18 protein-coding genes, 4 tRNA genes and 1 rRNA gene are annotated in these 21,664 nt (G+C 58.5%); all 23 read right to left on the reverse strand.

The features are described from left to right. Positions 1–8 precede the first annotated feature (8 nt). A complete protein-coding gene (gene rplW, locus F568_RS0119960) occupies positions 9–305 on the reverse strand; it encodes a 50S ribosomal protein L23 (protein WP_019020541.1) in 297 nt (98 codons plus the stop codon). Continuing rightward, complete coding sequence (gene rplD / locus F568_RS0119965; RefSeq protein ID WP_019020542.1) at positions 302–907, reverse strand: 50S ribosomal protein L4; 606 nt, start codon at positions 905–907, stop codon at positions 302–304. Before rplD ends, rplW begins: the two co-directional genes overlap by 4 nt. A gap of 13 nt (positions 908–920) precedes the next feature. After that, on the reverse strand, positions 921–1,559 hold the full coding sequence (gene rplC, locus F568_RS0119970; RefSeq protein ID WP_019020543.1) for a 50S ribosomal protein L3: 639 nt from the start codon (positions 1,557–1,559) through the stop codon (positions 921–923). A 141-nt stretch (positions 1,560–1,700) separates the two neighbouring features. After that, on the reverse strand, positions 1,701–2,012 hold the full coding sequence (rpsJ, locus tag F568_RS0119975; protein WP_011505728.1) for a 30S ribosomal protein S10: 312 nt from the start codon (positions 2,010–2,012) through the stop codon (positions 1,701–1,703). Between the two features lie 152 nt (positions 2,013–2,164). Next, positions 2,165–3,358, reverse strand: a complete 1,194-nt coding sequence (gene tuf, locus F568_RS0119980) for an elongation factor Tu (protein ID WP_019020544.1) — start codon at positions 3,356–3,358, stop codon at positions 2,165–2,167. A gap of 29 nt (positions 3,359–3,387) precedes the next feature. Next, positions 3,388–5,508 (reverse strand): elongation factor G, encoded by a 2,121-nt coding sequence (fusA, locus tag F568_RS0119985; protein WP_019020545.1) that lies wholly within the window; start codon positions 5,506–5,508, stop codon positions 3,388–3,390. 18 nt (positions 5,509–5,526) lie between these two features. Further along, positions 5,527–5,997 (reverse strand): 30S ribosomal protein S7, encoded by a 471-nt coding sequence (gene rpsG / locus F568_RS0119990; RefSeq protein WP_019020546.1) that lies wholly within the window; start codon positions 5,995–5,997, stop codon positions 5,527–5,529. Positions 5,998–6,116: 119 nt separating this feature from the next. After that, complete coding sequence (rpsL, locus tag F568_RS0119995) at positions 6,117–6,491, reverse strand: 30S ribosomal protein S12 (protein ID WP_026300677.1); 375 nt, start codon at positions 6,489–6,491, stop codon at positions 6,117–6,119. Positions 6,492–6,652: 161 nt separating this feature from the next. After that, positions 6,653–10,870, reverse strand: a complete 4,218-nt coding sequence (rpoC, locus tag F568_RS0120000; RefSeq protein ID WP_019020548.1) for a DNA-directed RNA polymerase subunit beta' — start codon at positions 10,868–10,870, stop codon at positions 6,653–6,655. Positions 10,871–10,953: 83 nt separating this feature from the next. After that, a complete protein-coding gene (gene rpoB / locus F568_RS0120005; protein WP_026300678.1) occupies positions 10,954–15,030 on the reverse strand; it encodes a DNA-directed RNA polymerase subunit beta in 4,077 nt (1,358 codons plus the stop codon). A gap of 244 nt (positions 15,031–15,274) precedes the next feature. Continuing rightward, positions 15,275–15,649, reverse strand: a complete 375-nt coding sequence (rplL, locus tag F568_RS0120010) for a 50S ribosomal protein L7/L12 (RefSeq protein WP_019020550.1) — start codon at positions 15,647–15,649, stop codon at positions 15,275–15,277. 92 nt (positions 15,650–15,741) lie between these two features. Beyond that, entirely contained in the window at positions 15,742–16,245 is a 504-nt protein-coding gene (gene rplJ, locus F568_RS0120015; RefSeq protein ID WP_019020551.1) for a 50S ribosomal protein L10, read from the reverse strand. Between the two features lie 253 nt (positions 16,246–16,498). Continuing rightward, a complete protein-coding gene (gene rplA / locus F568_RS0120020) occupies positions 16,499–17,191 on the reverse strand; it encodes a 50S ribosomal protein L1 (RefSeq protein ID WP_019020552.1) in 693 nt (230 codons plus the stop codon). Between the two features lie 2 nt (positions 17,192–17,193). Beyond that, positions 17,194–17,625, reverse strand: a complete 432-nt coding sequence (gene rplK, locus F568_RS0120025) for a 50S ribosomal protein L11 (RefSeq protein ID WP_019020553.1) — start codon at positions 17,623–17,625, stop codon at positions 17,194–17,196. A gap of 102 nt (positions 17,626–17,727) precedes the next feature. Next, entirely contained in the window at positions 17,728–18,261 is a 534-nt protein-coding gene (gene nusG / locus F568_RS0120030) for a transcription termination/antitermination protein NusG (protein WP_019020554.1), read from the reverse strand. Positions 18,262–18,269: 8 nt separating this feature from the next. Continuing rightward, positions 18,270–18,638, reverse strand: a complete 369-nt coding sequence (gene secE, locus F568_RS0120035; protein WP_019020555.1) for a preprotein translocase subunit SecE — start codon at positions 18,636–18,638, stop codon at positions 18,270–18,272. 72 nt (positions 18,639–18,710) lie between these two features. Continuing rightward, positions 18,711–18,786 (reverse strand) — tRNA-Trp (locus F568_RS0120040). Positions 18,787–18,922: 136 nt separating this feature from the next. Continuing rightward, positions 18,923–18,997 (reverse strand) — tRNA-Thr (locus tag F568_RS0120045). 8 nt (positions 18,998–19,005) lie between these two features. Next, a tRNA-Gly gene (locus tag F568_RS0120050) sits at positions 19,006–19,079 on the reverse strand. A gap of 45 nt (positions 19,080–19,124) precedes the next feature. Then, positions 19,125–19,208, reverse strand: a tRNA-Tyr gene (locus tag F568_RS0120055). 101 nt (positions 19,209–19,309) lie between these two features. After that, a complete protein-coding gene (locus F568_RS0120060; protein ID WP_019020556.1) occupies positions 19,310–20,149 on the reverse strand; it encodes a type III pantothenate kinase in 840 nt (279 codons plus the stop codon). Continuing rightward, a complete protein-coding gene (locus F568_RS0120065) occupies positions 20,146–21,126 on the reverse strand; it encodes a biotin--[acetyl-CoA-carboxylase] ligase (RefSeq protein ID WP_019020557.1) in 981 nt (326 codons plus the stop codon). Before F568_RS0120065 ends, F568_RS0120060 begins: the two co-directional genes overlap by 4 nt. Positions 21,127–21,418: 292 nt before the next feature. After that, positions 21,419–21,534, reverse strand: a 5S ribosomal RNA gene (gene rrf / locus F568_RS0120070). Between the last annotated feature and the right edge of the window lie 130 nt (positions 21,535–21,664).

The following is a 21,664-nucleotide window of genomic DNA, read 5'->3' on the forward strand; positions in this document are numbered from 1 at the left end:
TCCTGCCCTTATTCGGCGCCAGAGAAGTCTTCGAGGGTCTCACCCGCTGCCAGCGTAACGTAGGCCTTGCGGTAGCCCTTGCGCAGACCCGTGCCATGCACGGTGCGCTTGGTCTTGCCCTTCATGTTCAGGACCTGAACCCGATCAACCTTTTTGCCGAAGAGTGCCTCGACGGCCTTCTTGATCTCGGGCTTGGTTGCGTCCTGGGCCACCTTGAACACGTACTGGTTGTTTTCGGCGGCGAATGCGGCCTTCTCGGTCATGTGCGGGCCGAGCAGAACCTTGAATACGCGTTCCTGGTTCATGCCAACTTCTCCTCGAATTTGCGCAGAGCGGAGACGGTGACCAGTACCTTATCAAAGGCAACCAGACTCACCGGATCGGCAGCGGCGACATCCACAACATCTACGTTGGGAATATTGCGTGCAGCCAGGTAAAGCTTCTCGTCAACTTCCTCAGTGACGATCAGCACCTTCTCCAGACCGAGCTCCTTGAGCTTGGCAACCAACTGTTTGGTCTTAGGTGCATCGACAGCGAACTCGTCGACGGCTACCAGGCGTTCCTGGCGAACCAGCTCCGAGAGGATCGAACGCATTGCCGCACGATACATCTTGCGGTTGACCTTCTGGGTATAGTCTTGCGGACGAGCTGCGAAGGTCACACCACCGCTGCGCCAAAGCGGCGAACGGATGGTACCGGCACGAGCACGGCCAGTACCCTTCTGACGCCACGGCTTCTTACCACCACCACTGACTTCAGAGCGGGTCTTCTGAGCACGAGTCCCTTGACGACCACCTGCCAGATAAGCAGTGACCACCTGGTGAACCAGCGCTTCATTGAATTCTTTGCCAAAGGTTGCGTCGGCGACTTCGACGGTACCGCCAGCACCTGCAAGATTCAGATTCATTGGTAATTACCCCTCAGCGAGCTTTCACGGCACTGCGAACGATCACGTCGCTGCCCGGCGCACCAGGAACAGCGCCCTTGACGAGCAGCAGATTACGTTCAGCATCGACGCGCACGACTTCCAGGCTCTGCACGGTCACACGCTCGTTGCCGAGCTGACCTGCCATCTTCTTGCCCTTGAATACGCGGCCGGGAGTCTGACACTGGCCAATAGAACCAGGCGCACGGTGGGACAGAGAGTTGCCGTGGGTCATGTCCTGGGTACGGAAATTCCAGCGCTTAACAGCGCCTTGATAACCTTTACCCTTGGAGGTGCCGGTCACATCAATCTTCTGACCAGCTTCAAAGAGGGATACGGTGAGTTCGCCACCCACTTCCGGAGCTTCTTCGCCTTCAGACAGACGAAACTCCATCAGTGAACGGCCAGCCTCAACACCTGCCTTGGCGTACTGGCCTGCAGCCGCCTTGCTCAGGTGCTTGGACTTGCGGGAGCCGGCTGTTACCTGAATCGCGCTATAACCGTCAGTTTCGACGTTCTTTACGCGAGTCACGCGATTAGGCTCAACCTCGATAACGGTTACGGGCACGGATGCGCCATCTTCGGTGAAGATACGGGTCATACCGCTCTTCTTACCGACCAAACCGATAGTCATGTTCAGTCTCCTATAGTGTACGGGGCTATCACCCGCTATGGCTGCCCTTTCCAGAGCATTCCACTAGCACATTGTGTGACGCCGTCTCGGCGTGGCGACCATGCTACCTCTAGGCAGCCTGCCGCAAGTGTCTAGTGTGAGTTAATCGAGCTTGATCTGTACGTCCACGCCAGCGGCGAGGTCGAGTTTCATCAGCGCATCGACGGTCTTTTCCGTCGGCTCGACGATATCGAGCACACGCTTGTGAGTGCGAATTTCGTACTGGTCACGCGCGTCCTTGTTGACGTGCGGTGAAATCAGCACTGTATAACGCTCACGATTGGTCGGCAGCGGAATCGGTCCACGTACCTGAGCCCCAGTCCGCTTCGCGGTATCCACGATTTCTTGGGCGGACTGATCAATCAGGCGGTGGTCGAAGGCTTTCAACCGAATGCGAATCTTCTGGTTCTGCATTAGCCCTAAACTCCAATGGATGTCGACGGCCTTTCGCCGCCTACCCACGCATTTAAAGGATGCGCATTATAGGCATGCAGACTTGCAGAGTCAAACATGCGCAGAAAGGGGGCTCCTTGCGGAGCCCCCTTCGATCATCTGAAGCCCAGGACTTACTGGATGATCTTGGCGACAACACCGGCGCCAACGGTACGACCACCTTCGCGAATAGCGAAGCGCAGGCCGTCTTCCATGGCGATCGGTGCAATCAGCGTGACAGTCATCTGGACGTTGTCGCCCGGCATAACCATCTCGACGCCTTCCGGCAGCTCACAGGTACCAGTTACGTCAGTGGTACGGAAGTAGAACTGCGGACGATAGCCCTTGAAGAACGGAGTATGACGACCACCTTCTTCTTTGGACAGGATATAGACTTCGGATTCGAAGACGGTGTGCGGGGTAATGGAGCCCGGCTTGGCCAGGACCTGACCACGCTCGACGTCATCACGCTTGGTACCACGCAGCAGAGCACCGATGTTCTCGCCAGCACGACCTTCGTCAAGCAGCTTGCGGAACATCTCGACACCGGTAACGGTAGTCTTGGTGGTGTCCTTGAGACCGACGATCTCGACTTCGTCGCCTGTGCGAACGATACCGCGCTCGACACGACCGGTTACAACGGTACCACGACCGGAAATGGAGAAGACATCTTCGATCGGCATCAGGAACGGCTGGTCGATAGCACGCTCCGGCTCAGGGATGTACTCGTCGAGAGCCTTGATCAGGTTGGCAACGGCGGTAGTACCCATGCCATTGTCGTCCTTGCCTTCCAGAGCCATCAGCGCAGAACCGATGATGATCGGAGTGTCGTCGCCCGGGAAGTCGTACTCGCTGAGGAGTTCACGAACTTCCATCTCGACCAGTTCGAGCAGCTCTTCATCGTCGACCATATCGGCCTTGTTCAAGAACACGACGATGTAGGGAACGCCAACCTGGCGAGACAGCAGGATGTGCTCGCGAGTCTGCGGCATGGGGCCGTCAGCGGCAGAACAGACCAGAATAGCGCCGTCCATCTGGGCAGCACCGGTGATCATGTTCTTGACGTAGTCAGCGTGCCCCGGGCAGTCGACGTGGGCATAGTGGCGCGCCTCGGACTGATACTCGACGTGAGCAGTCGCGATGGTGATACCACGCTCACGCTCTTCCGGAGCGTTGTCGATGGTATCGAAGGCGCGCCAGTCACCACCGAATACTTCGGCGGAAACACGGGTCAGAGCTGCAGTCAGCGTGGTCTTGCCGTGGTCGACGTGACCGATGGTACCGACGTTGACGTGCGGTTTGGAACGCTCAAATTTTTCCTTAGCCACTGCTATAACCTCTTTACGTTAGCTAACGGTTAACCGTTCTGGTTGATGACGGCTTCGACGACGCTGGACGGCGCCTCTTCGTAATTCGCAAACTCCATAGTGTAGCTTGCGCGGCCCTGGGTCTGAGAACGCAGATCGGTCGCATAACCGAACATCTCAGCCAACGGAACCGTGGCACGGATGATCTTGCCAGAAGATGAGTCATCCATACCCTGCACAAGGCCACGACGGCGGTTCAGGTCACCCATGACATCACCCATAAACTCCTCGGGGGTCACGACTTCCACCTTCATCACCGGCTCAAGCAGGACTGCCTTGGCCTTGCGAGCACCTTCCTTGATCGCCATGGAAGAGGCGATCTTGAACGCGGTCTCGTTAGAGTCCACGTCGTGGTAGGAACCGTCGAACAGCGTAACCTTGACGTCAATCATCGGGTAACCCGCGATGACACCGTTCTGCAGCTGCTCATAGGCCCCTTTCTCGACGGCCGGCACGTATTCCTTGGGAACCACGCCACCGACGATCTCGGACGCGAACTTGAAGTGCATCTCCTCGTCCTCGCCCTTATCTTCGGCCGTCAACGGCTCGATACGCAGGTGTACGTGACCGTACTGACCGCGACCGCCCGACTGACGTACGAACTTGCCTTCCTGCTCGACCGAGTGACGAATGGTCTCGCGATAGGCAACCTGCGGCTTGCCGATGTTGGCCTCGACCTTAAACTCGCGACGCATACGGTCGACGATGATATCGAGGTGCAGCTCACCCATACCGGAGATGATAGTCTGCCCGGTTTCCTCGTCTGTCTTGACGCGGAATGACGGGTCTTCCTGAGCCAGCTTGCCCAGTGCGACGCCCATCTTCTCCTGGTCAGCCTTGGACTTCGGCTCTACCGCCACGGAGATAACCGGATCCGGAAACTCCATGCGCTCCAGAACGATTTTCTCGTTGATGTCGCAAAGCGTATCGCCCGTGGTGACATCCTTCAGGCCGATACAGGCCGCAATGTCACCCGCCAGGACTTCTTTGATCTCTTCACGGGAGTTGGCATGCATCTGAACGATACGACCGACACGCTCTTTCTTCTGCTTGACAGAGTTGTAAACGCTGTCACCAGACTTCAGCACACCAGAGTAAACCCGGATAAAGGTCAGGGTACCAACGAACGGGTCAGTGGCGATCTTGAAGGCCAGAGCAGCGAAAGGCGCACTATCGTCGGCCTCACGCGTCGCAATGGTACCTTCCTTGTCGTCCAGCTCACCTTCGATGGCCTTGACTTCGGTGGGAGACGGCATGTACTCGATAACACCGTCCAACACTGCCTGCACGCCCTTGTTCTTGAACGCGGAACCACAGGTGATCAGAACGATTTCATTGTCGAGTGTACGGCGACGCAGGCCGGCCTTGATGTCTTCTTTGGTGAGCTCACCCCCTTCGAGGTACTTATCCATGAGCTCTTCGGACGCCTCGGCAGCAGCTTCGACCATCTCTTCGCGATATTTTTCGGCAGTCTCTTGCAGCTCAGCCGGAATATCGACGAGCTCGTAATTCATACCGAAATTATCTTCATCCCAAAGGATGGCCTTCATCTCGATCAGGTCAATGACGCCCTTGAAGTCCTCTTCCGCACCCCAGTTGATCTGGATCGGCACGGCATTGGCGCCCAGGCGCTCCTTGAGCTGTTCGACAACCATGAAGAAGTCTGCACCGGCACGGTCCATCTTGTTGACGAAGACCATGCGCGGAACTTCATACTTATTGGCCTGGCGCCAAACAGTTTCCGTTTGCGGCTGCACACCGGAAGAACCACACAGAACGACCACGGCACCATCGAGGACACGCAGCGAACGCTCGACTTCGATGGTGAAGTCGACGTGCCCTGGTGTATCGATAATGTTGATACGATGCTCGTCGAACTGCTTGCTCATGCCCTGCCAGAAGCAGGTGGTTGCCGCAGAGGTGATAGTGATACCACGCTCTTGCTCCTGCTCCATCCAGTCCATGGTGGCTGCGCCTTCATGGACCTCGCCAACCTTGTGAGACAGGCCGGTATAGAACAGGACACGCTCGGTAGTGGTGGTCTTCCCGGCGTCGACGTGAGCAACGATACCGATATTGCGGTAACGCTTAAGCGGAGTCTTGCGTGCCACGATGGAATTCCCCGTTGGTTAGAAGCGGTAGTGTGAGAAGGCCTTGTTGGCTTCTGCCATGCGATGCACGTCTTCACGCTTCTTCACAGCAGCGCCCTTGCCTTCGGAGGCGTCCAGCATCTCGCCGGCGAGACGCTGTACCATGGTTTTTTCACCACGGTTACGGGCAGCATCGACCAGCCAGCGCATGGCCAGCGCCTGACGACGCGACGGACGTACTTCCACGGGCACCTGGTAGGTCGCACCACCGACACGGCGGGACTTGACCTCGACCATCGGCTGGATGGCTTCCAGCGCCTTGTCAAAGATGTCCAGCGGCTCGTCTTTTCCACGTTCGGCAACCCGGTCGAGTGCACCGTAAACGATGCGCTCGGCTACAGACTTCTTGCCGCTGATCATCAGGTGGTTCATGAACTTAGCCAGGCGCTCACTTCCGAACTTAGGATCCGGAAGGATCTCGCGCTTAGCAGCAACTCTTCTTCTAGGCATGATAAGCCCTCGGTTGAAGGGTCCTTCAGGTAAACCCGAGACTCTCACTCGCCACGCAAGTGACGCTCGACCTTACTCTTATCTGACCATTGTTACGTAGGAGTAAACGGCGTCCGGCATTAGGCCTTGGGACGCTTGGTACCGTACTTGGAACGGCCCTGCTTACGATTTTGTACACCGGAGGTGTCCAAGGCGCCACGCACAGTGTGATAACGCACACCAGGCAAGTCCTTGACACGGCCGCCACGAATCAGGACCACGGAGTGTTCCTGCAGGTTGTGGCCTTCACCGCCGATATAGGATGTGACTTCGTACCCGTTGGTCAGGCGAACACGGCACACCTTACGTAGTGCGGAGTTCGGCTTCTTCGGGGTAGTGGTGTAGACGCGGGTACAAACCCCGCGACGCTGCGGACAGGCCTGCAGCGCCGGCACGTCGCTCTTGGCGACCGGGCGCTTGCGCGGCTTGCGCACGAGCTGGTTGATCGTTGCCATAGTCTGTAGCTGACTCCAATGGTTGCCTTGCTTCTGCGTCATGTAACGCATAGGGGCGCACCCGCCCCACTATTAAAGGCTGCGCATTCTAATGTCTGGTCGCAAGCGACGTCAAGGCCGACCCTCATCAAGGGCCGGCCAGGACACGTGAACGGCTCGCCTTACAACTCGTCGTCATCCGCATCGAGAGCGGTGAGCTGAGCGCCCAGTTCCGCTTCGACGTCGTATGCCGACGGATGGAGCGTGCGCTTGGCTTCTTCGCGCTTGCGACGACGCTCCGCGTGATGGGTCAGGCCGGTACCGGCCGGGATAAGACGTCCCACCACCACGTTTTCCTTCAGGCCACGCAGGTAATCACGCTTGCCAGTGACTGCCGCTTCAGTCAGTACGCGCGTCGTTTCCTGGAACGAGGCTGCGGATATGAATGACTCGGTCGCCAGAGACGCTTTGGTGATACCCAACAGGACACGCTCGTACTTGGCCGGGAACTTGTCTTGCTCGGCCAAGCGCGCGTTCTCCTCGAGTACACGCACCAGCTCGACCTGATCCCCAGGGATGAAGCTGGAATCGCCGGAATCGGTGATCTCCACCTTGCGCAGCATCTGACGCACGATAACCTCGATGTGCTTGTCGTTGATGCCTACGCCCTGGAGGCGATAGACCTCTTGAATCTCGGTGGTGATGTACTTGGCCAGCTCCGCTACACCCAGCAGACGCAGGATGTCGTGCGGGTTGCTCGGCCCATCCGAGATCACCTCGCCCTTCTCGACGCTCTCACCCTCGAACACCGCGATCTGGCGCCACTTGGGGATCAGCATCTCGAACGGATCGCCAGACTCCGGCGTAATCGTCAGGCGACGCTTGCCCTTGGTTTCCTTGCCGAAGCTGACCACCCCGCTGATTTCCGCCAGGATCGCCGGCTCCTTCGGTTTGCGCGCTTCGAACAGATCGGCAACGCGCGGCAGCCCCCCGGTTATATCCTTGTTGCTCGACGCCTCGACAGGAATACGCGCTATGACCTCACCGACCCCGATTTTGGCACCGTTCTCTGCCGAGACAATGGCGCGGCCAGGCAGCAGGTACTGTACCGGCGTATTGGAGCCCGGCAACGTAACGTGCTCTCCGGCTTCATCGGTCAGCATGATCATCGGACGCTTCTCGCGACCTGCCGCTGGCCGAGAGGCCGACTCGATCACTTCAATGGACGACAGGCCGGTCATCTCATCCACGCTGCGGTGGATGGTAATACCTTCGTCCATATCGATGAACTGCGCCTTGCCCTGCACTTCGGCGACGACCGGGTGAGTGTGCGGATCCCACTTGGCCACGGCCTGGCCTGCTTCGACATGGTCGCCGTCCTTGATAGACAGCTCGGCGCCGTAGGGCAGCTTGTAGTACTCGCGCTCACGACCGTGATCGTCGGCGACTGCCAGCGCACTGGAGCGAGACACTACCACCAACTTGCCGTCGGCACGCTCGACGTGCTTGATGTTGTGCAGGCGCACCCTGCCACCATGCTTGACCTGAACACTATCCACCGCCGACGCCCGCGAGGCCGCCCCACCGATGTGGAACGTACGCATGGTCAGCTGGGTACCCGGCTCACCGATCGACTGTGCAGCGATAACGCCCACGGCTTCACCTGTGTTGACCTGATGGCCACGCGCTAGATCACGCCCGTAACAAGCTGAGCACACCCCATGCGGCGTTTCACAGGCAATGGTGCTACGAACCACGATTTCATCGACACCCATGGTATCGAGCTGCTCGCACCACTCTTCGTCGAGCAGCGTGTCGCGCGGAATCAGCACTTCCCCGGTTGCCGGATCAGTGACATCCTGCGCCACCACGCGGCCCAGAACACGCTGAGCCAGGGAGACAATAATGTCGCCACCCTCGATGACCGGATGCAGCGTCAAGCCTTCCTCGGTGCCACAATCGGGCTGAGTGATGACCAGATCCTGTGCCACATCGACAAGACGACGCGTTAGGTAACCGGAGTTGGCGGTCTTGAGTGCCGTATCCGCGAGCCCCTTACGTGCGCCGTGAGTCGAGATGAAGTACTGCAGAACGTTAAGGCCTTCGCGGAAGTTAGCCACGATCGGCGTCTCGATGATCGAGCCATCCGGCTTGGCCATCAGGCCACGCATGCCCGCGAGCTGACGAATCTGGGCCGCACTACCACGTGCCCCGGAGTCCGCCATGATGAACACGCTGTTGAACGAGTCCTGCTCGACTTCTTCACCCTGGCGATTGACCACGGTCTCCCGGGAGATACCCGCCATCATCGCCTTGGCCACCTTGTCATTGGCCTTGGACCAGATGTCGATGACCTTGTTGTACTTCTCACCTGCTGTCACGAGGCCGGAGGAGAACTGATCCTCGATTTCCTTCACTTCATCCTCGGCCGCGTCGACGATCGCCTTCTTCTCGTCGGGAATAACGAAATCATTGACGCCGATGGAAGCGCCAGACCACGTTGCCAGCCGGAAGCCGGTATACATCAACTGGTCGGCAAAAATTACCGCATCTTTCAGACCGCTGCGGCGATAAACCTCGTTGATCAGGCGTGAAATCGCCTTTTTCTTCATAGGCTGGTCGACCAGCTCGAACGGCACACCCTTGGGCAGGATGCGGAACAGCATGGCTCGACCTACCGTGGTATCGAAAATGGACCGCTTCTCGACCAGCGCGCCATCCTCTTCCTCGGCCAGGTACTCGGTCAGACGAACCTTGACGCGAGCATGCAGCGACACACTCTGGGTACCGAAGGCGCGCTCGACCTCGTTGAGGTTGGCGAACACCATGCCTTCACCCTTGGCACCGATACGCTCACGGGTCATGTAGTACAGCCCCAGAACGACGTCCTGCGACGGTACGATAATCGGCTCGCCGTTGGCCGGTGACAGCACATTGTTAGTGGCCATCATCAGCGCACGCGCCTCAAGCTGAGCTTCCAGCGTCAAGGGCACGTGGACGGCCATCTGATCACCGTCGAAGTCAGCATTGTACGCAGCACACACCAGCGGATGCAGCTGTATCGCCTTGCCCTCGATGAGCATCGGCTCGAAGGCCTGAATGCCCAGACGGTGCAGTGTCGGCGCACGGTTGAGCAATACCGGGTGCTCACGAATGACATCGGCGAGAATGTCCCAGACTTCGGGCAGTTCACGCTCGACCATCTTCTTGGCAGCCTTGATCGTCGAGGCGTACCCCTGCGACTGCAGCTTCGAATAGATGAAGGGCTTGAACAGCTCAAGCGCCATCTTTTTGGGCAAGCCGCACTGGTGCAGGCGCAAGGTCGGGCCTACGGTAATGACCGAACGACCGGAATAGTCGACGCGCTTGCCTAGCAGGTTTTGACGGAAACGCCCCTGCTTACCCTTGATCATGTCGGCCAGCGACTTCAGCGGACGCTTGTTCGAGCCGGTGATAGCCCGACCGCGACGGCCATTATCGAGAAGCGCATCGACCGATTCCTGTAGCATACGCTTCTCGTTGCGCACGATAATATCGGGCGCGTTGAGATCGAGCAGCCGCTTGAGGCGGTTATTACGGTTGATCACGCGACGATACAGGTCGTTAAGATCCGAAGTCGCGAAGCGGCCGCCGTCGAGCGGAACCAACGGACGCAGATCCGGAGGCAGCACCGGCAGTACTTCCATGACCATCCACTCCGGAGCATTGCCGGAGTTGTAGAAGGCTTCCAACAGCTTCAACCGCTTGGAAAGCTTCTTGATCTTGGTCTCGGAGTTGGTCTGCGGAATCTCCTCGCGCAGACGCTCGATCTCCTCGCCCAGATCGATGTCCTTGAGCAGCGCCTGAATCGCCTCGGCACCCATGCGGGCATCGAAATCGTCGCCGAACTCTTCGAGAGCCTCGAAGTACTGCTCATCGTTGAGTAGCTGGCCACGCTCAAGCGTAGTCATGCCCGGGTCAATAACCACGAAACTTTCGAAATACAGCACACGCTCGATATCACGCAGCGTCATGTCCAGGAACATGCCAATGCGCGACGGCAGCGACTTCAAGAACCAGATGTGCGCCACTGGCGAGGCCAGTTCAATGTGGCCCATGCGCTCGCGGCGAACCGCAGCCTTGGTGACTTCGACGCCGCACTTTTCGCAGATGATGCCGCGGTGCTTCATGCGCTTGTACTTACCGCACAAGCACTCGTAATCCTTCACCGGACCGAAGATCTTGGCGCAGAACAGGCCATCACGCTCGGGCTTAAAGGTACGGTAGTTAATGGTTTCCGGCTTCTTGACCTCACCATAGGACCAGGAGCGGATCATGTCCGGCGACGCGAGCGTAATCTTGATCGCGTCGAACTCTTCGGACTGTGCCTGCGATTTGAGGACTTTCACCAAATCTTTCATGGGGTCGGCTCCGTTGCGGAGTTGTCATGAGCGGGACCCGAAACACCGGGTCCCGCGGACCGTCATTCTTCAGCGTCCGGCGTTTAGCCTTCCAGCTCGATATCAATGCCCAGCGAGCGGATTTCCTTCACCAGTACGTTGAAGGACTCCGGCATGCCTGCCTGCATGGAGTGATCGCCGTCGACGATGTTCTTGTACATGCGGGTACGCCCTTCCACGTCGTCGGACTTGACGGTGAGCATCTCCTGGAGCGTATAGGCGGCGCCATACGCCTCGAGCGCCCACACCTCCATCTCACCAAAGCGCTGTCCACCGAACTGCGCTTTACCGCCCAGCGGCTGCTGAGTGACCAGCGAGTAGGAACCGGTGGAACGTGCGTGCATCTTGTCGTCCACCAAGTGGTTGAGCTTGAGCATGTACATGTAACCTACGGTGACCGGACGGTCGAACTTCTCGCCAGTACGGCCGTCGTAGAGATCCATCTGGCCCGACTCGGGCAGATCAGCCAACGTGAGAAGGCCCTTGATCTCTTGCTCCTTGGCACCATCGAAGACCGGCGAAGCCATCGGTACACCACCGCGCAGGTTTTTGGCCAGGGCAATCACTTCCTCGTCACTCAACGAGTCAATGTCTTCCTGGCGGGTGCCCGCGGTGTTATAGACCTTACCGAGGAACTCGCGGATCTCGGCGACCTGCTGGTCACGGGCGTCGCGCAGCATGGCATCGATCTTCATGCCAAGACCACGGGCGGCCATACCCAGGTGGGTCTCGAGGATCTGGCCGACGTTCATGCGCGAAGGCACGCCCAACGGATTAAGGACAACATCGACCGGCTCACCTTGATCGTCGAACGGCATGTCCTCGATCGGCATGATCGCCGAAATGACACCCTTGTTACCGTGGCGCCCGGCCATCTTGTCACCCGGCTGAATGCGACGCTTGACCGCCAGATAGACCTTGACGATCTTGAGCACGCCCGGCGCCAGGTCGTCGCCCTGGGTGAGCTTACGCTTTTTGTCCTCGAAGCGTTCGTCCATTTCCTTGCGACGGTTCTCGAGTTGCTCGTCGGCCTGGGCCAGTAGTTCGTTGAGCGCCTCATCCTGCAGGCGCAGCTTGAACCACTGCTGACGCGGCAGCTCATCGAGATACTCATCGGTGAGCTCATCGTCCTTCTTGAGCTTAGGCCCGCCATTGACTGCCTGACCTGACAACTGACGCTTGAGACGCTCGAACGTGGCATCCTCAGCGATGCGGTAAGTCTCCTGCAGATCCTTGCGCACTTCGTCAAGCTGCATTTGCTCGATGGACAATGCACGCGAATCCTTCTCGACGCCGTCACGGGTAAATACCTGGACGTCGATAACAGTGCCCTTCATGCCAGTCGGGGCACGCAGCGAGGTGTCCTTCACGTCGGACGCCTTCTCGCCGAAGATCGCACGCAGCAGCTTCTCTTCCGGTGTCAGCTGGGTCTCGCCCTTGGGCGTGACCTTACCGACCAGAATATCACCGGGCCCCACTTCGGCACCGATGTAGACCACACCGGCCTCATCCAGCTTGGACAGCGCGGACTCGCCAACGTTGGGAATATCCGAGGTAATTTCCTCAGCCCCCAGCTTGGTGTCGCGCGACACACAGGTCAGTTCCTGGATGTGGATGGTGGTGAAGCGATCTTCCTGAACTACACGCTCCGAGACCAGGATCGAGTCCTCGAAGTTGTAACCGTTCCAGGGCATGAACGCGATGCGCATGTTCTGACCCAAGGCCAGGTCGCCCATGTCGACGGACGGGCCGTCGGCCAGGATGTCACCACGCGCGACGGCGTCGCCCGGGCGCACGATGGGCCGCTGGTTCATGCACGTGTTCTGGTTCGAGCGCACGTACTTGGTCAGGTTGTAGATATCGACACCAGCCTCACCGCCGATGATCTCGTCCTCGTTGATACGTACCACGATTCGCTTGGCATCGACCGAGTCGATCACCCCGCCACGGCGTGCCACGGCACAGACGCCAGAATCGCGTGCCACGAAGCGCTCCATGCCGGTACCCACCAGCGGCTTGTCAGCACGCAGGGTCGGTACGGCCTGACGCTGCATGTTCGAACCCATCAAGGCACGGTTGGCGTCATCGTGTTCGAGGAAAGGAATCAGCGCTGCAGCCACGGATACCACCTGGCGCGGAGACACATCCATCAAGGTCACCTTGTCAGGCGCCATGAACGTGGTTTCCCCACGATGTCGGACCTGCACCAGATCATCAACCAGCTTGCCAGAGTCGTCGACAGTCGCCGAGGCCTGAGCGATGACGAAGTCGCCTTCCTCGATTGCCGACAAGTGCACCACCTCGTCGGTAACTTGACGATCCACGACCTTACGGTACGGAGTCTCGAGGAAGCCGTAGCTGTTGGTGTGGCTGTAGGTTGCCAGCGAGTTGATCAAGCCGATGTTCGGGCCTTCCGGCGTCTCGATCGGGCACAGACGGCCATAGTGAGTGGCGTGAACGTCACGCACCTCGAAGCCGGCGCGCTCGCGGGTCAGGCCACCCGGGCCGAGTGCCGAGACGCGACGCTTGTGGGTCACCTCGGAGAGCGGGTTGTTCTGGTCCATGAACTGGGACAACTGGCTGGAACCGAAGAACTCCTTGACCGCTGCCGCCACTGGCTTGGCATTGATCAGATCCTGCGGCATCAAGCCTTCGCTTTCCGCCATGGACAAGCGTTCCTTGACCGCGCGCTCGACACGCACCAGCCCAACGCGGAACTGGTTTTCGGCCATCTCGCCGACACAGCGAATGCGACGGTTGCCCAGGTGATCGATATCATCAACGTCACCGAAACCGTTACGAATGGCGATAAGCTCCTTGAGCACGTCAAGGATATCGGCATTGTCGAGGACGCCCGGTCCGGTATCTGAATCGCGGCGCAGACGACGGTTGAACTTCATGCGACCGACACCGGAGAGGTCGTAGCGGTCCTCGGTGAAGAACAGATTGTGGAACAGCGTCTCGGCCGCTTCCTTGGTAGGCGGCTCGCCGGGACGCATCATGCGATAGATCTCGACCAACGCCTCGAGCTGAGAGCGTGTAGTGTCCAGCTTCAGGGTGTCGGAGATAAACGAGCCGCAATCGAGATCGTTGGTGTACAACGTCTCAAGCGTTTTGATACCCGCCTGCCCCAGTTTCTCGAGCAGGTCTGGCGTGATCTCGCTATTGCATTCGCAGATCAGCTCGCCGGTATTGGGATCGACCTGATCCTTGGCCAGCGTCTTGCCGAAAAGGTATTCCATCGGCACCTCGAGACGCTCAAGGCCCGACTTTTCCATCTGCCGGATATGCTTCTGCGTGATCCGTCGACCCTCTTCGACGATAACGCTGCCGTCGACATCCTTGATATCGAAGGTGGCGGTTTCACCGCGCAGGCGCGACGGAACCAGGTCCACAGAGAAGCCGGACTTCTCGATGTGGAACGTGCTGGTATCGAAGAAGGTATCGAGAACCTCCTCGGCGCTCATACCCAGCGCACGCAACAGTACCGTGGCCGGCAGCTTGCGGCGACGATCGATGCGCACAAAGACGTTATCCTTCGGGTCGAACTCGAAATCCAACCAGGAACCACGGTAAGGAATGACCCGAGCGGAATACAGCAGTTTGCCCGAAGAGTGACTCTTGCCCTTATCATGGTCAAAGAACACGCCCGGCGAGCGATGCAGCTGGGAAACGATGACACGCTCTGTGCCGTTGACAACGAAGGTGCCGTTCTCGGTCATCAGGGGGATTTCCCCCATGTAGACTTCCTGCTCCTTGATGTCCTTGATGGCCTTGTTCGAGGATTCCTTGTCGTAGATGATCAGGCGAACCTTGACCCGCAGCGGTGCCGAATAGGTGACGCCACGCAGCTGACACTCCTTGACGTCGAACGCCGGGGTGCCGAAACGGTAGCTGACATACTCGAGCGCGGCATTACCGGAGAAGCTCTCGATCGGGAATACGGACTTGAAGGCGGCGTGCAGGCCGACATCCAGACGCGATTTCGGCGCCCGGTCCTGCTGGAGGAAATCGTAGTAGGAGTCAAGCTGGATGGCCAGCAGGTAAGGCACATCCATTACTTGGGGCAGTTTGCCGAAATCCTTGCGGATGCGTTTTTTCTCAGTGTATGAGTAAGCCATCTGTATTCCCCAGCTTGTTCACCATGGGTGACCGATGCGTGGTCGGCGCCACCCGACGAGGCATCCTCGTCAGGCGCTGACGGCAAGCCCCGGTAGAGGCTCGCCGTCGGAATTCGTCTAGCGTCTTATCCAAGCGATGACTTTCACGATAGAACGCTAGTGACAACAGAAAAAGGCCGGCAGCGGGCATCCCGCCACCAGCCGTGGAAGCTTACGCAGCGCGTGAAGCCATGGGGCACAAGGGTTACTTGAGCTCCACAGAAGCGCCGGCTTCTTCCAATTTCTTCTTGGCTTCTTCAGCGTCGTCCTTGGACATGGCTTCCTTGATGGTCGCCGGAGCGCCGTCTACGGCTCCCTTGGCTTCCTTCAGGCCGAGACCGGTGATCTCACGGACAACCTTGATGACGTTAACTTTCTTGTCACCAGCGGCGGTCAGAACCAGGTCGAACTCGGTCTGCTCTTCAGCAGCGGCAGCATCGCCACCGGCACCCGGGCCAGCCACGACAGCGGCAGCAGCAGAAACGCCGAACTTCTCTTCCATCGCTTCGATCAGCTCAACGACTTCCATCACGGACATGTCGGCGACGGCGTTGATGATGTCTTCTTTGGTCAGTGCCATGATTGCTTTCCTAAACTTTGCGGAGCGCGCCCTGGAGTGTTTGCGCTCTATAACTGGGTTGACGGTTCAGGCGACGAGCTGGAAAGAGTCGCTTATGCGGCTTCTTCCTGCTTCTGGTCGCGCAGAGCGGCGAGGGTACGTACCAGCTTGCCGGCAGAAGCTTCCTTCATGACGGACATCAGCTTGGCGATCGCCTCGTCGTACGTCGGCAGTGTTGCCAGACGATCAAGATCAGAAGCCGGAATCAACTCGCCTTCGTAGGCCAGCGCCTTGACTTCGAAGTCCTTTTGCCCCTTGGCGAACTCCTTGAACAGGCGAGCGGCAGCGCCCGGATGCTCATAGGAAAAGGCCAGCAGAGTCGGACCAGCGAAAGTCTCGTCCAGAATCTCCCAAGGAGTTCCGGACAGAGCGCGACGTGCCAGGGTGTTGCGGACAACACGGATCTGGACGCCATTCTCACGAGCCTGCTTGCGCAAATCGGTCATTGCACTGACAGACACACCGCGAGAATCGGCAACAACGACGGAGAGAGCAGCCTGAGCGGCTTCACTGACCTCAGCAACTATCGCTTTCTTGCCTTCGAGACCTAGTGGCACAGTGTTCACTCCTTCGTGCCGGAACATCCGAGAATGTCCCGGTGGTTACCATCTCTCCATTACCGTTCGGCAAGGGAGGCTTAGGTTGATGGTGCTCACCAGCGTACTGGCGGGGTACACCATCTGCGCAGGCGGTTCATCGCAATATGAAATGCCGAACCATTAAGCCGCCTTCAGACGACGCCTGCGGTCTTTGACGATGCCCCGCCCGCTTGGCACGGGGACCGCAAAGTTACTGCCTGTTTCCCGCCGATCACACGAATGCGCTGTGGTCGACGGTGATACCCGGGCCCATGGTTGTGGACAGGGTCATCTTCTTGAAATACACACCCTTGGATGTGCTGGGCTTGAGGCGCTTAAGGTCGTTGACCAGCGCCTCGAGGTTGCCGCGAATCGCGTCAGACGAGAAGTCGACCTTACCCAGCGTGGTGTGGATGATGCCGTTCTTGTCGGTACGGAAACGCACCTGGCCCGCCTTGGCATTCTTGACCGCGGTAGCGACGTCGGGCGTTACTGTACCCACTTTCGGGTTGGGCATCAGGCCGCGCGGACCAAGAATCTGGCCCAGCTGACCGACAACACGCATGGCATCAGGCGAGGCAATTACGACATCGAAGTCCAGATTGCCCTTCTTCACCTGCTCAGCCAGATCATCCATGCCGATGATATCGGCACCGGCTTCCTTGGCCGCATCGGCATTGGCACCTTGGGTAAAGACGGCAACACGTACATCTTTACCGGTACCGTTGGGCATAACGGTTGCGCCACGCACTACCTGGTCGGATTTACGCGGATCGACGCCCAGGTTAATGGCGACGTCAAGGGATTCCTTGAACTTGACCTTGGACAGCTCACCGAGCAGTGAGACCGCTTCCTCGATACTATAAACCTTGGAGGAATCGACCTTCTCGCGGATCATCTGTGCGCGCTTGGACAGTTTAGCCATGATCAGAGACCCTCCACATTGAGGCCCATACTACGGGCGCTACCGGCAATGGTACGCACGGCGGCGTCGAGATCGGCAGCCGTCAGGTCCGGCTCTTTGGTCTTGGCGATCTCTTCCAATTGCTCACGGGTCACAGTCCCGACCTTGTTCTTGTTCGGCTCACCAGAACCGGACTTGATACCAGCTGCCTTCTTCAGCAGGACGGCGGCGGGCGGCGTCTTGGTGATGAAGGTGAAGCTACGATCGGAATAGACGGTAATGACCACGGGGGTCGGCAGGCCCGGCTCGATATCCTGAGTCTCGGCATTGAACGCCTTACAGAACTCCATGATATTGACGCCGTGCTGACCCAAAGCGGGCCCCACGGGGGGACTCGGGTTGGCCTTGCCAGCTGCAACTTGCAGCTTGATATAGGCCTGAACTTTCTTAGCCATAATGCACTCCAGTTGGGTAATAGCGCCTTGCGGCTCCCCGGATTAACGGGCCCTTTCACAGGCTCGGTGAATAGCTCGCCAGCCTGTCCCCAGGCTAGCGAATCAATCTTTCTCGACTTGCGCGAACTCGAGCTCGACCGGCGTAGCGCGACCGAAAATCAGCACGCTTACCTGCAGACGGCTCTTTTCGTAGTTGACTTCTTCGACGACGCCATTGAAATCGGCAAACGGCCCATCGGTAACGCGCACCACCTCGCCCGGCTCGAACAAGGTCTTCGGACGTGGCTTCTCTGCCCCCGACTCGACTCGGCGAAGGATGGCATCAGCCTCCTTCTTGGTAATCGGTGCCGGCTTTTCCGGCGTCCCGCCAATGAAACCCATAACCCGAGGCGTTTCATTGACCAGGTGCCAGGTCTGATCATTCATTTCCATTTCGACCAGCACGTAGCCAGGGTAAAACTTGCGCTCGCTCTTACGGCGTTTGCCGTCACGCATTTCGACGACTTCTTCGGTCGGCACCAGGATCTCACCAAACTGATCCTCCATGCCATAAAGCTTCACGCGCTCGATCAACGAGCGCATGACATGCTTCTCGAAGCCGGAATAGGCGTGAACGACGTACCAACGCTTGGACATGGATTCTCCTAACCTATGATGCCGGACATCGCCCAGCCCAGAACGGTGTCGATCAGCCACAGCATCAAACCGACCAGCAACACTGCCACCAGCACGATCGCCGTTGTCTGGATGGTTTCCTGACGAGTCGGCCAGACGACACGCTGGATCTCCTTGCGTGCACTTCGGGAAAGCTCGATGAGGCTTCGCCCTTTGGCAGTCGTAAGCGCTACCGCTGCGGCTGCGGCACTCAAGGCCACCACGCCCAGGACGCGATAAAGCAGAGCCTGATCGGCAAAATAACCATTACCGACCACAGCCAACGCAACAAGAATGACGACAACCGCCCACTTGATCCCGTCGTGGCGCGATTCCTGCACCTCGGCGTTATGTTTCATGACGTGGGACTCCTCAAGGCGCGGCAATCGAAAAGACGGAATTATATGAGAAAAAGCCAGTCTGGGGAAGACTGGCAGGCCAGGAGGGAATCGAACCCCCAACCTGCGGTTTTGGAGACCGCTGCTCTGCCAATTGAGCTACTGGCCTGGAACACTTTGCTACCACCTCTTGCAGGCGGCCATGCAACAGCGGGCAAGATAATAACGGATTGAATCCGCTCTTACAACCCCTTGCTCACTCACCACTGCAGAAAGAAAAGGCGAGCCTCGGCTCGCCTTCAAACTGGAGCTCATGGACGGATTTGAACCGTCGACCTCACCCTTACCAAGGGTGTGCTCTACCCCTGAGCTACATGAGCTTACAACCTGGAGCGGGCAGCGGGGATCGAACCCGCATCATCAGCTTGGAAGGCTGAGGTTCTACCATTGAACTATGCCCGCCTGCCCTACTCTTTCTATCGACGTATAGCACGGCGACACTGAAACTGGTGGAGGGGGAAGGATTCGAACCTTCGAAGCTTTCGCGGCAGATTTACAGTCTGCTCCCTTTGGCCACTCGGGAACCCCTCCAACGTGGCGGCAAATCATACCATCCTGAGACAATCTGTCAAGTGCTTGTTTCTTCAGCGCTTGCAGTGCCGGCCCAAGGCCTCAAGACGCGGCGCATTGTGTCAAAGCAGCGTCGAGAATGCAAGCCCTGCACGAATTCTTTCCAGAGGCGCCGGCAAAGGGACATGCGGAGCCCCCGCCATCTTGCCTGCACGCTCCGCAGCGGTCAGCGGGTAACACGCCTCAAGCCCGGCATAGACCATATCGGGCCAGATGGCATGGGGCACCCGAATTCCTCTCGATACAACCCTTGCATCTCCACCCGTAAGAAGCAAAGGCAGAGCGACTCCCTCCCGATCGCAAACCTCGGCATAGATGCGATTGACCGCACTCACTGCCGCCATGTAAATGCCATGATTCACGGCTTCTACAGTATTCTTGCCAGGAGCCAGCAGTTCGTCAGCCTCACTATCGGGGTCAATCGCCACATTGCGCGTACCCAACTTCAGGCTTTCTTTCATCAAGCGCAAACCAGGGATGATATAGCCTCCAAGGTGGCGGCCTCCAGGCAGCACGAAATCAATCGTAATGGCACTGCCACAATCGACACTGCAGCAGCCTCCCGTCAGCTGGTAACCGGCCAGCGCCCCCATCCACCGATCAACTCCGAGACGCCCGGGTTCCTCGTAGCCACTTGTCACTCCCAGTGCCTCTCGGCCCGAGCGGGCGACATGCACCACTCCCACACGGCGCTGGAGCAGCGCTACGGTATCCTCCAGCACAGCGCGTCTCGCCACACTGGAAATTCGCACGGCACTCACCACATCCAGATCGGGGATATCGGCTCCTGGGCGCCACTCCTCTCGCGTCCATACGGCGCCTCGCGAACGGATCTCGCTGCTGATAACGTCTTTGAGTCGCCACTTGGATAGCGTATTGCCAATATCGAGATCAAGGATCATGGACGCACACGCACGCTGATTTCTCCTCCGACGAGACGTAGCACTTCATCATCGCGCCTTACGATCAGGTTGCCCGCCACGTCAACACCATCGGCAACCGCCACATAGCGACGTGCACCCTGAATGATATCCACGTCTTGCCCTGCATAGGCATTCCGTTCGTTCCAGGCTTCTCGCCATGGCCCAAAGCCAGAATTCTCGAATCCAGAAAGCAGATCGAGCAACTCTTCAATCAGTTCGGTCGCCAGGCTATTGCGAGACACGCCGGGGGCTTGGTCCAAGACGGCAGCGACAGGCTGATCGATGCCAGCGCGCAATGACTCGGGCAACGCAACGTTAAGCCCTATGCCTACCACCACTTCACAGGGCCCCTCAGCATCGCCGCTGAGCTCCAGTAGAATTCCGGCCAGTTTGCTATAGCTTTGCCCGGTCTCAAGCAATACATCGTTCGGCCACTTCAGCGCTACGTTTACGCCATGCCTCTCCAGCACCCGGGCGATCACCACCCCGACCGCTAGGCTCAGGCCTTCGAGAACAGAGGCACCTCCCTGAAACCGCCAACCAATCGATAGGAGCAGGCTGCGCCCCCAAGGGCTCACCCATTGTCGCCCTCGCCTTCCTTTGCCTGCCGTTTGGCTCTCAGCCAGGCACACTTCGGCATGACCTGCCCCGTGTAGAAACCGATCCCGCAGAAATCCGTTGGTCGATGGCAGCGTCTCTTCGATAAAAAGCCTTGCAAGATGGCGACGAGATTCGCGTGACAGCGAAGCAACGATGGCCGGACCGTCCAGCAGCTCTATGGGCGAAGCCAGCCGATACCCTCGCCCTTTTACCGCCTCGAGCGGAATATCCATAGCTTCGAGCTTTTTCAGCTGTTTCCATACCGCCGTCCGGGTCACGCCAAGGCGTTCCCCCAACTGTTCCCCGGAATGGTAACCGCCATCACTAAGCAGACGGATCAACTCACCAATCGTCATGTCTTCCGTCCCGTCGAAAAACCGCCATTCTAGCGGAAGCGCCTACCTGACGGGAACGATAGCGACCAAAGTGGAGTTAATAGAGATGGCTATCACCAGGTTTCCTTAGCGTTGCCCTACAGACCAAAAACCCCAGTCGGTTCAGCTGGGGTCGTCGGGAAGGCGCCAGTCGATGTTCGGGCCGGCCATCCGGAGCCGGCGCTCTAAAGCCCAGCCTTGCGCTGGGCTTTTCGTGATTTTCCCTGCCCCAACGAAAAAACCCCAGCCGATTGGCTGGGGTTTTCGAAAAGATGCCTGACGATGACCTACTCTCGCATGGGGAGGCCCCACACTACCATCGGCGCTGAGCGGTTTCACTGCTGAGTTCGGCATGGGGTCAGGTGGGACCCGCTCGCTATGGTCGTCAGGCGTAACTGTGGCATGCTGCGCGTGGCGCAGCACCCGGAAACGGTGCACTTTACAACGTGATCAAGCTGACTGGCGATACGACTCGCGTATCCGTATGTCGTGGCGACCACTACCCGGGCCTCTCAAGGCC

The organism is Modicisalibacter luteus DSM 23508, assembly GCF_000378505.1.
Classification (GTDB): Bacteria; Pseudomonadota; Gammaproteobacteria; order Pseudomonadales; family Halomonadaceae; genus Modicisalibacter; species Modicisalibacter luteus.

Bases quoted from the DNA above. Each gene is read 5' to 3' on its own strand.
- F568_RS0120065 (WP_019020557.1), bottom strand. From the start codon at position 21,126: ATGACGATTGGTGAGTTGATCCGTCTGCTTAGTGATGGCGGTTACCAT.
- rpsL (WP_026300677.1), bottom strand. From the start codon at position 6,491: ATGGCAACGATCAACCAGCTCGTGCGCAAGCCGCGCAAGCGCCCGGTC.
- rplL (WP_019020550.1), bottom strand. From the start codon at position 15,649: ATGGCACTGACCAAAGAAGACATCATCAACGCCGTCGCCGACATGTCC.
- rplD (WP_019020542.1), bottom strand. From the start codon at position 907: ATGAATCTGAATCTTGCAGGTGCTGGCGGTACCGTCGAAGTCGCCGAC.
- F568_RS0120060 (WP_019020556.1), bottom strand. From the start codon at position 20,149: ATGATCCTTGATCTCGATATTGGCAATACGCTATCCAAGTGGCGACTC.
- rpoB (WP_026300678.1), bottom strand. From the start codon at position 15,030: ATGGCTTACTCATACACTGAGAAAAAACGCATCCGCAAGGATTTCGGC.
- secE (WP_019020555.1), bottom strand. From the start codon at position 18,638: ATGAAACATAACGCCGAGGTGCAGGAATCGCGCCACGACGGGATCAAG.
- rpsG (WP_019020546.1), bottom strand. From the start codon at position 5,997: ATGCCTAGAAGAAGAGTTGCTGCTAAGCGCGAGATCCTTCCGGATCCT.
- rpsJ (WP_011505728.1), bottom strand. From the start codon at position 2,012: ATGCAGAACCAGAAGATTCGCATTCGGTTGAAAGCCTTCGACCACCGC.
- rplK (WP_019020553.1), bottom strand. From the start codon at position 17,625: ATGGCTAAGAAAGTTCAGGCCTATATCAAGCTGCAAGTTGCAGCTGGC.
- rpoC (WP_019020548.1), bottom strand. From the start codon at position 10,870: ATGAAAGATTTGGTGAAAGTCCTCAAATCGCAGGCACAGTCCGAAGAG.
- nusG (WP_019020554.1), bottom strand. From the start codon at position 18,261: ATGTCCAAGCGTTGGTACGTCGTTCACGCCTATTCCGGCTTCGAGAAG.
- rplW (WP_019020541.1), bottom strand. From the start codon at position 305: ATGAACCAGGAACGCGTATTCAAGGTTCTGCTCGGCCCGCACATGACC.
- rplC (WP_019020543.1), bottom strand. From the start codon at position 1,559: ATGACTATCGGTTTGGTCGGTAAGAAGAGCGGTATGACCCGTATCTTC.
- rplA (WP_019020552.1), bottom strand. From the start codon at position 17,191: ATGGCTAAACTGTCCAAGCGCGCACAGATGATCCGCGAGAAGGTCGAT.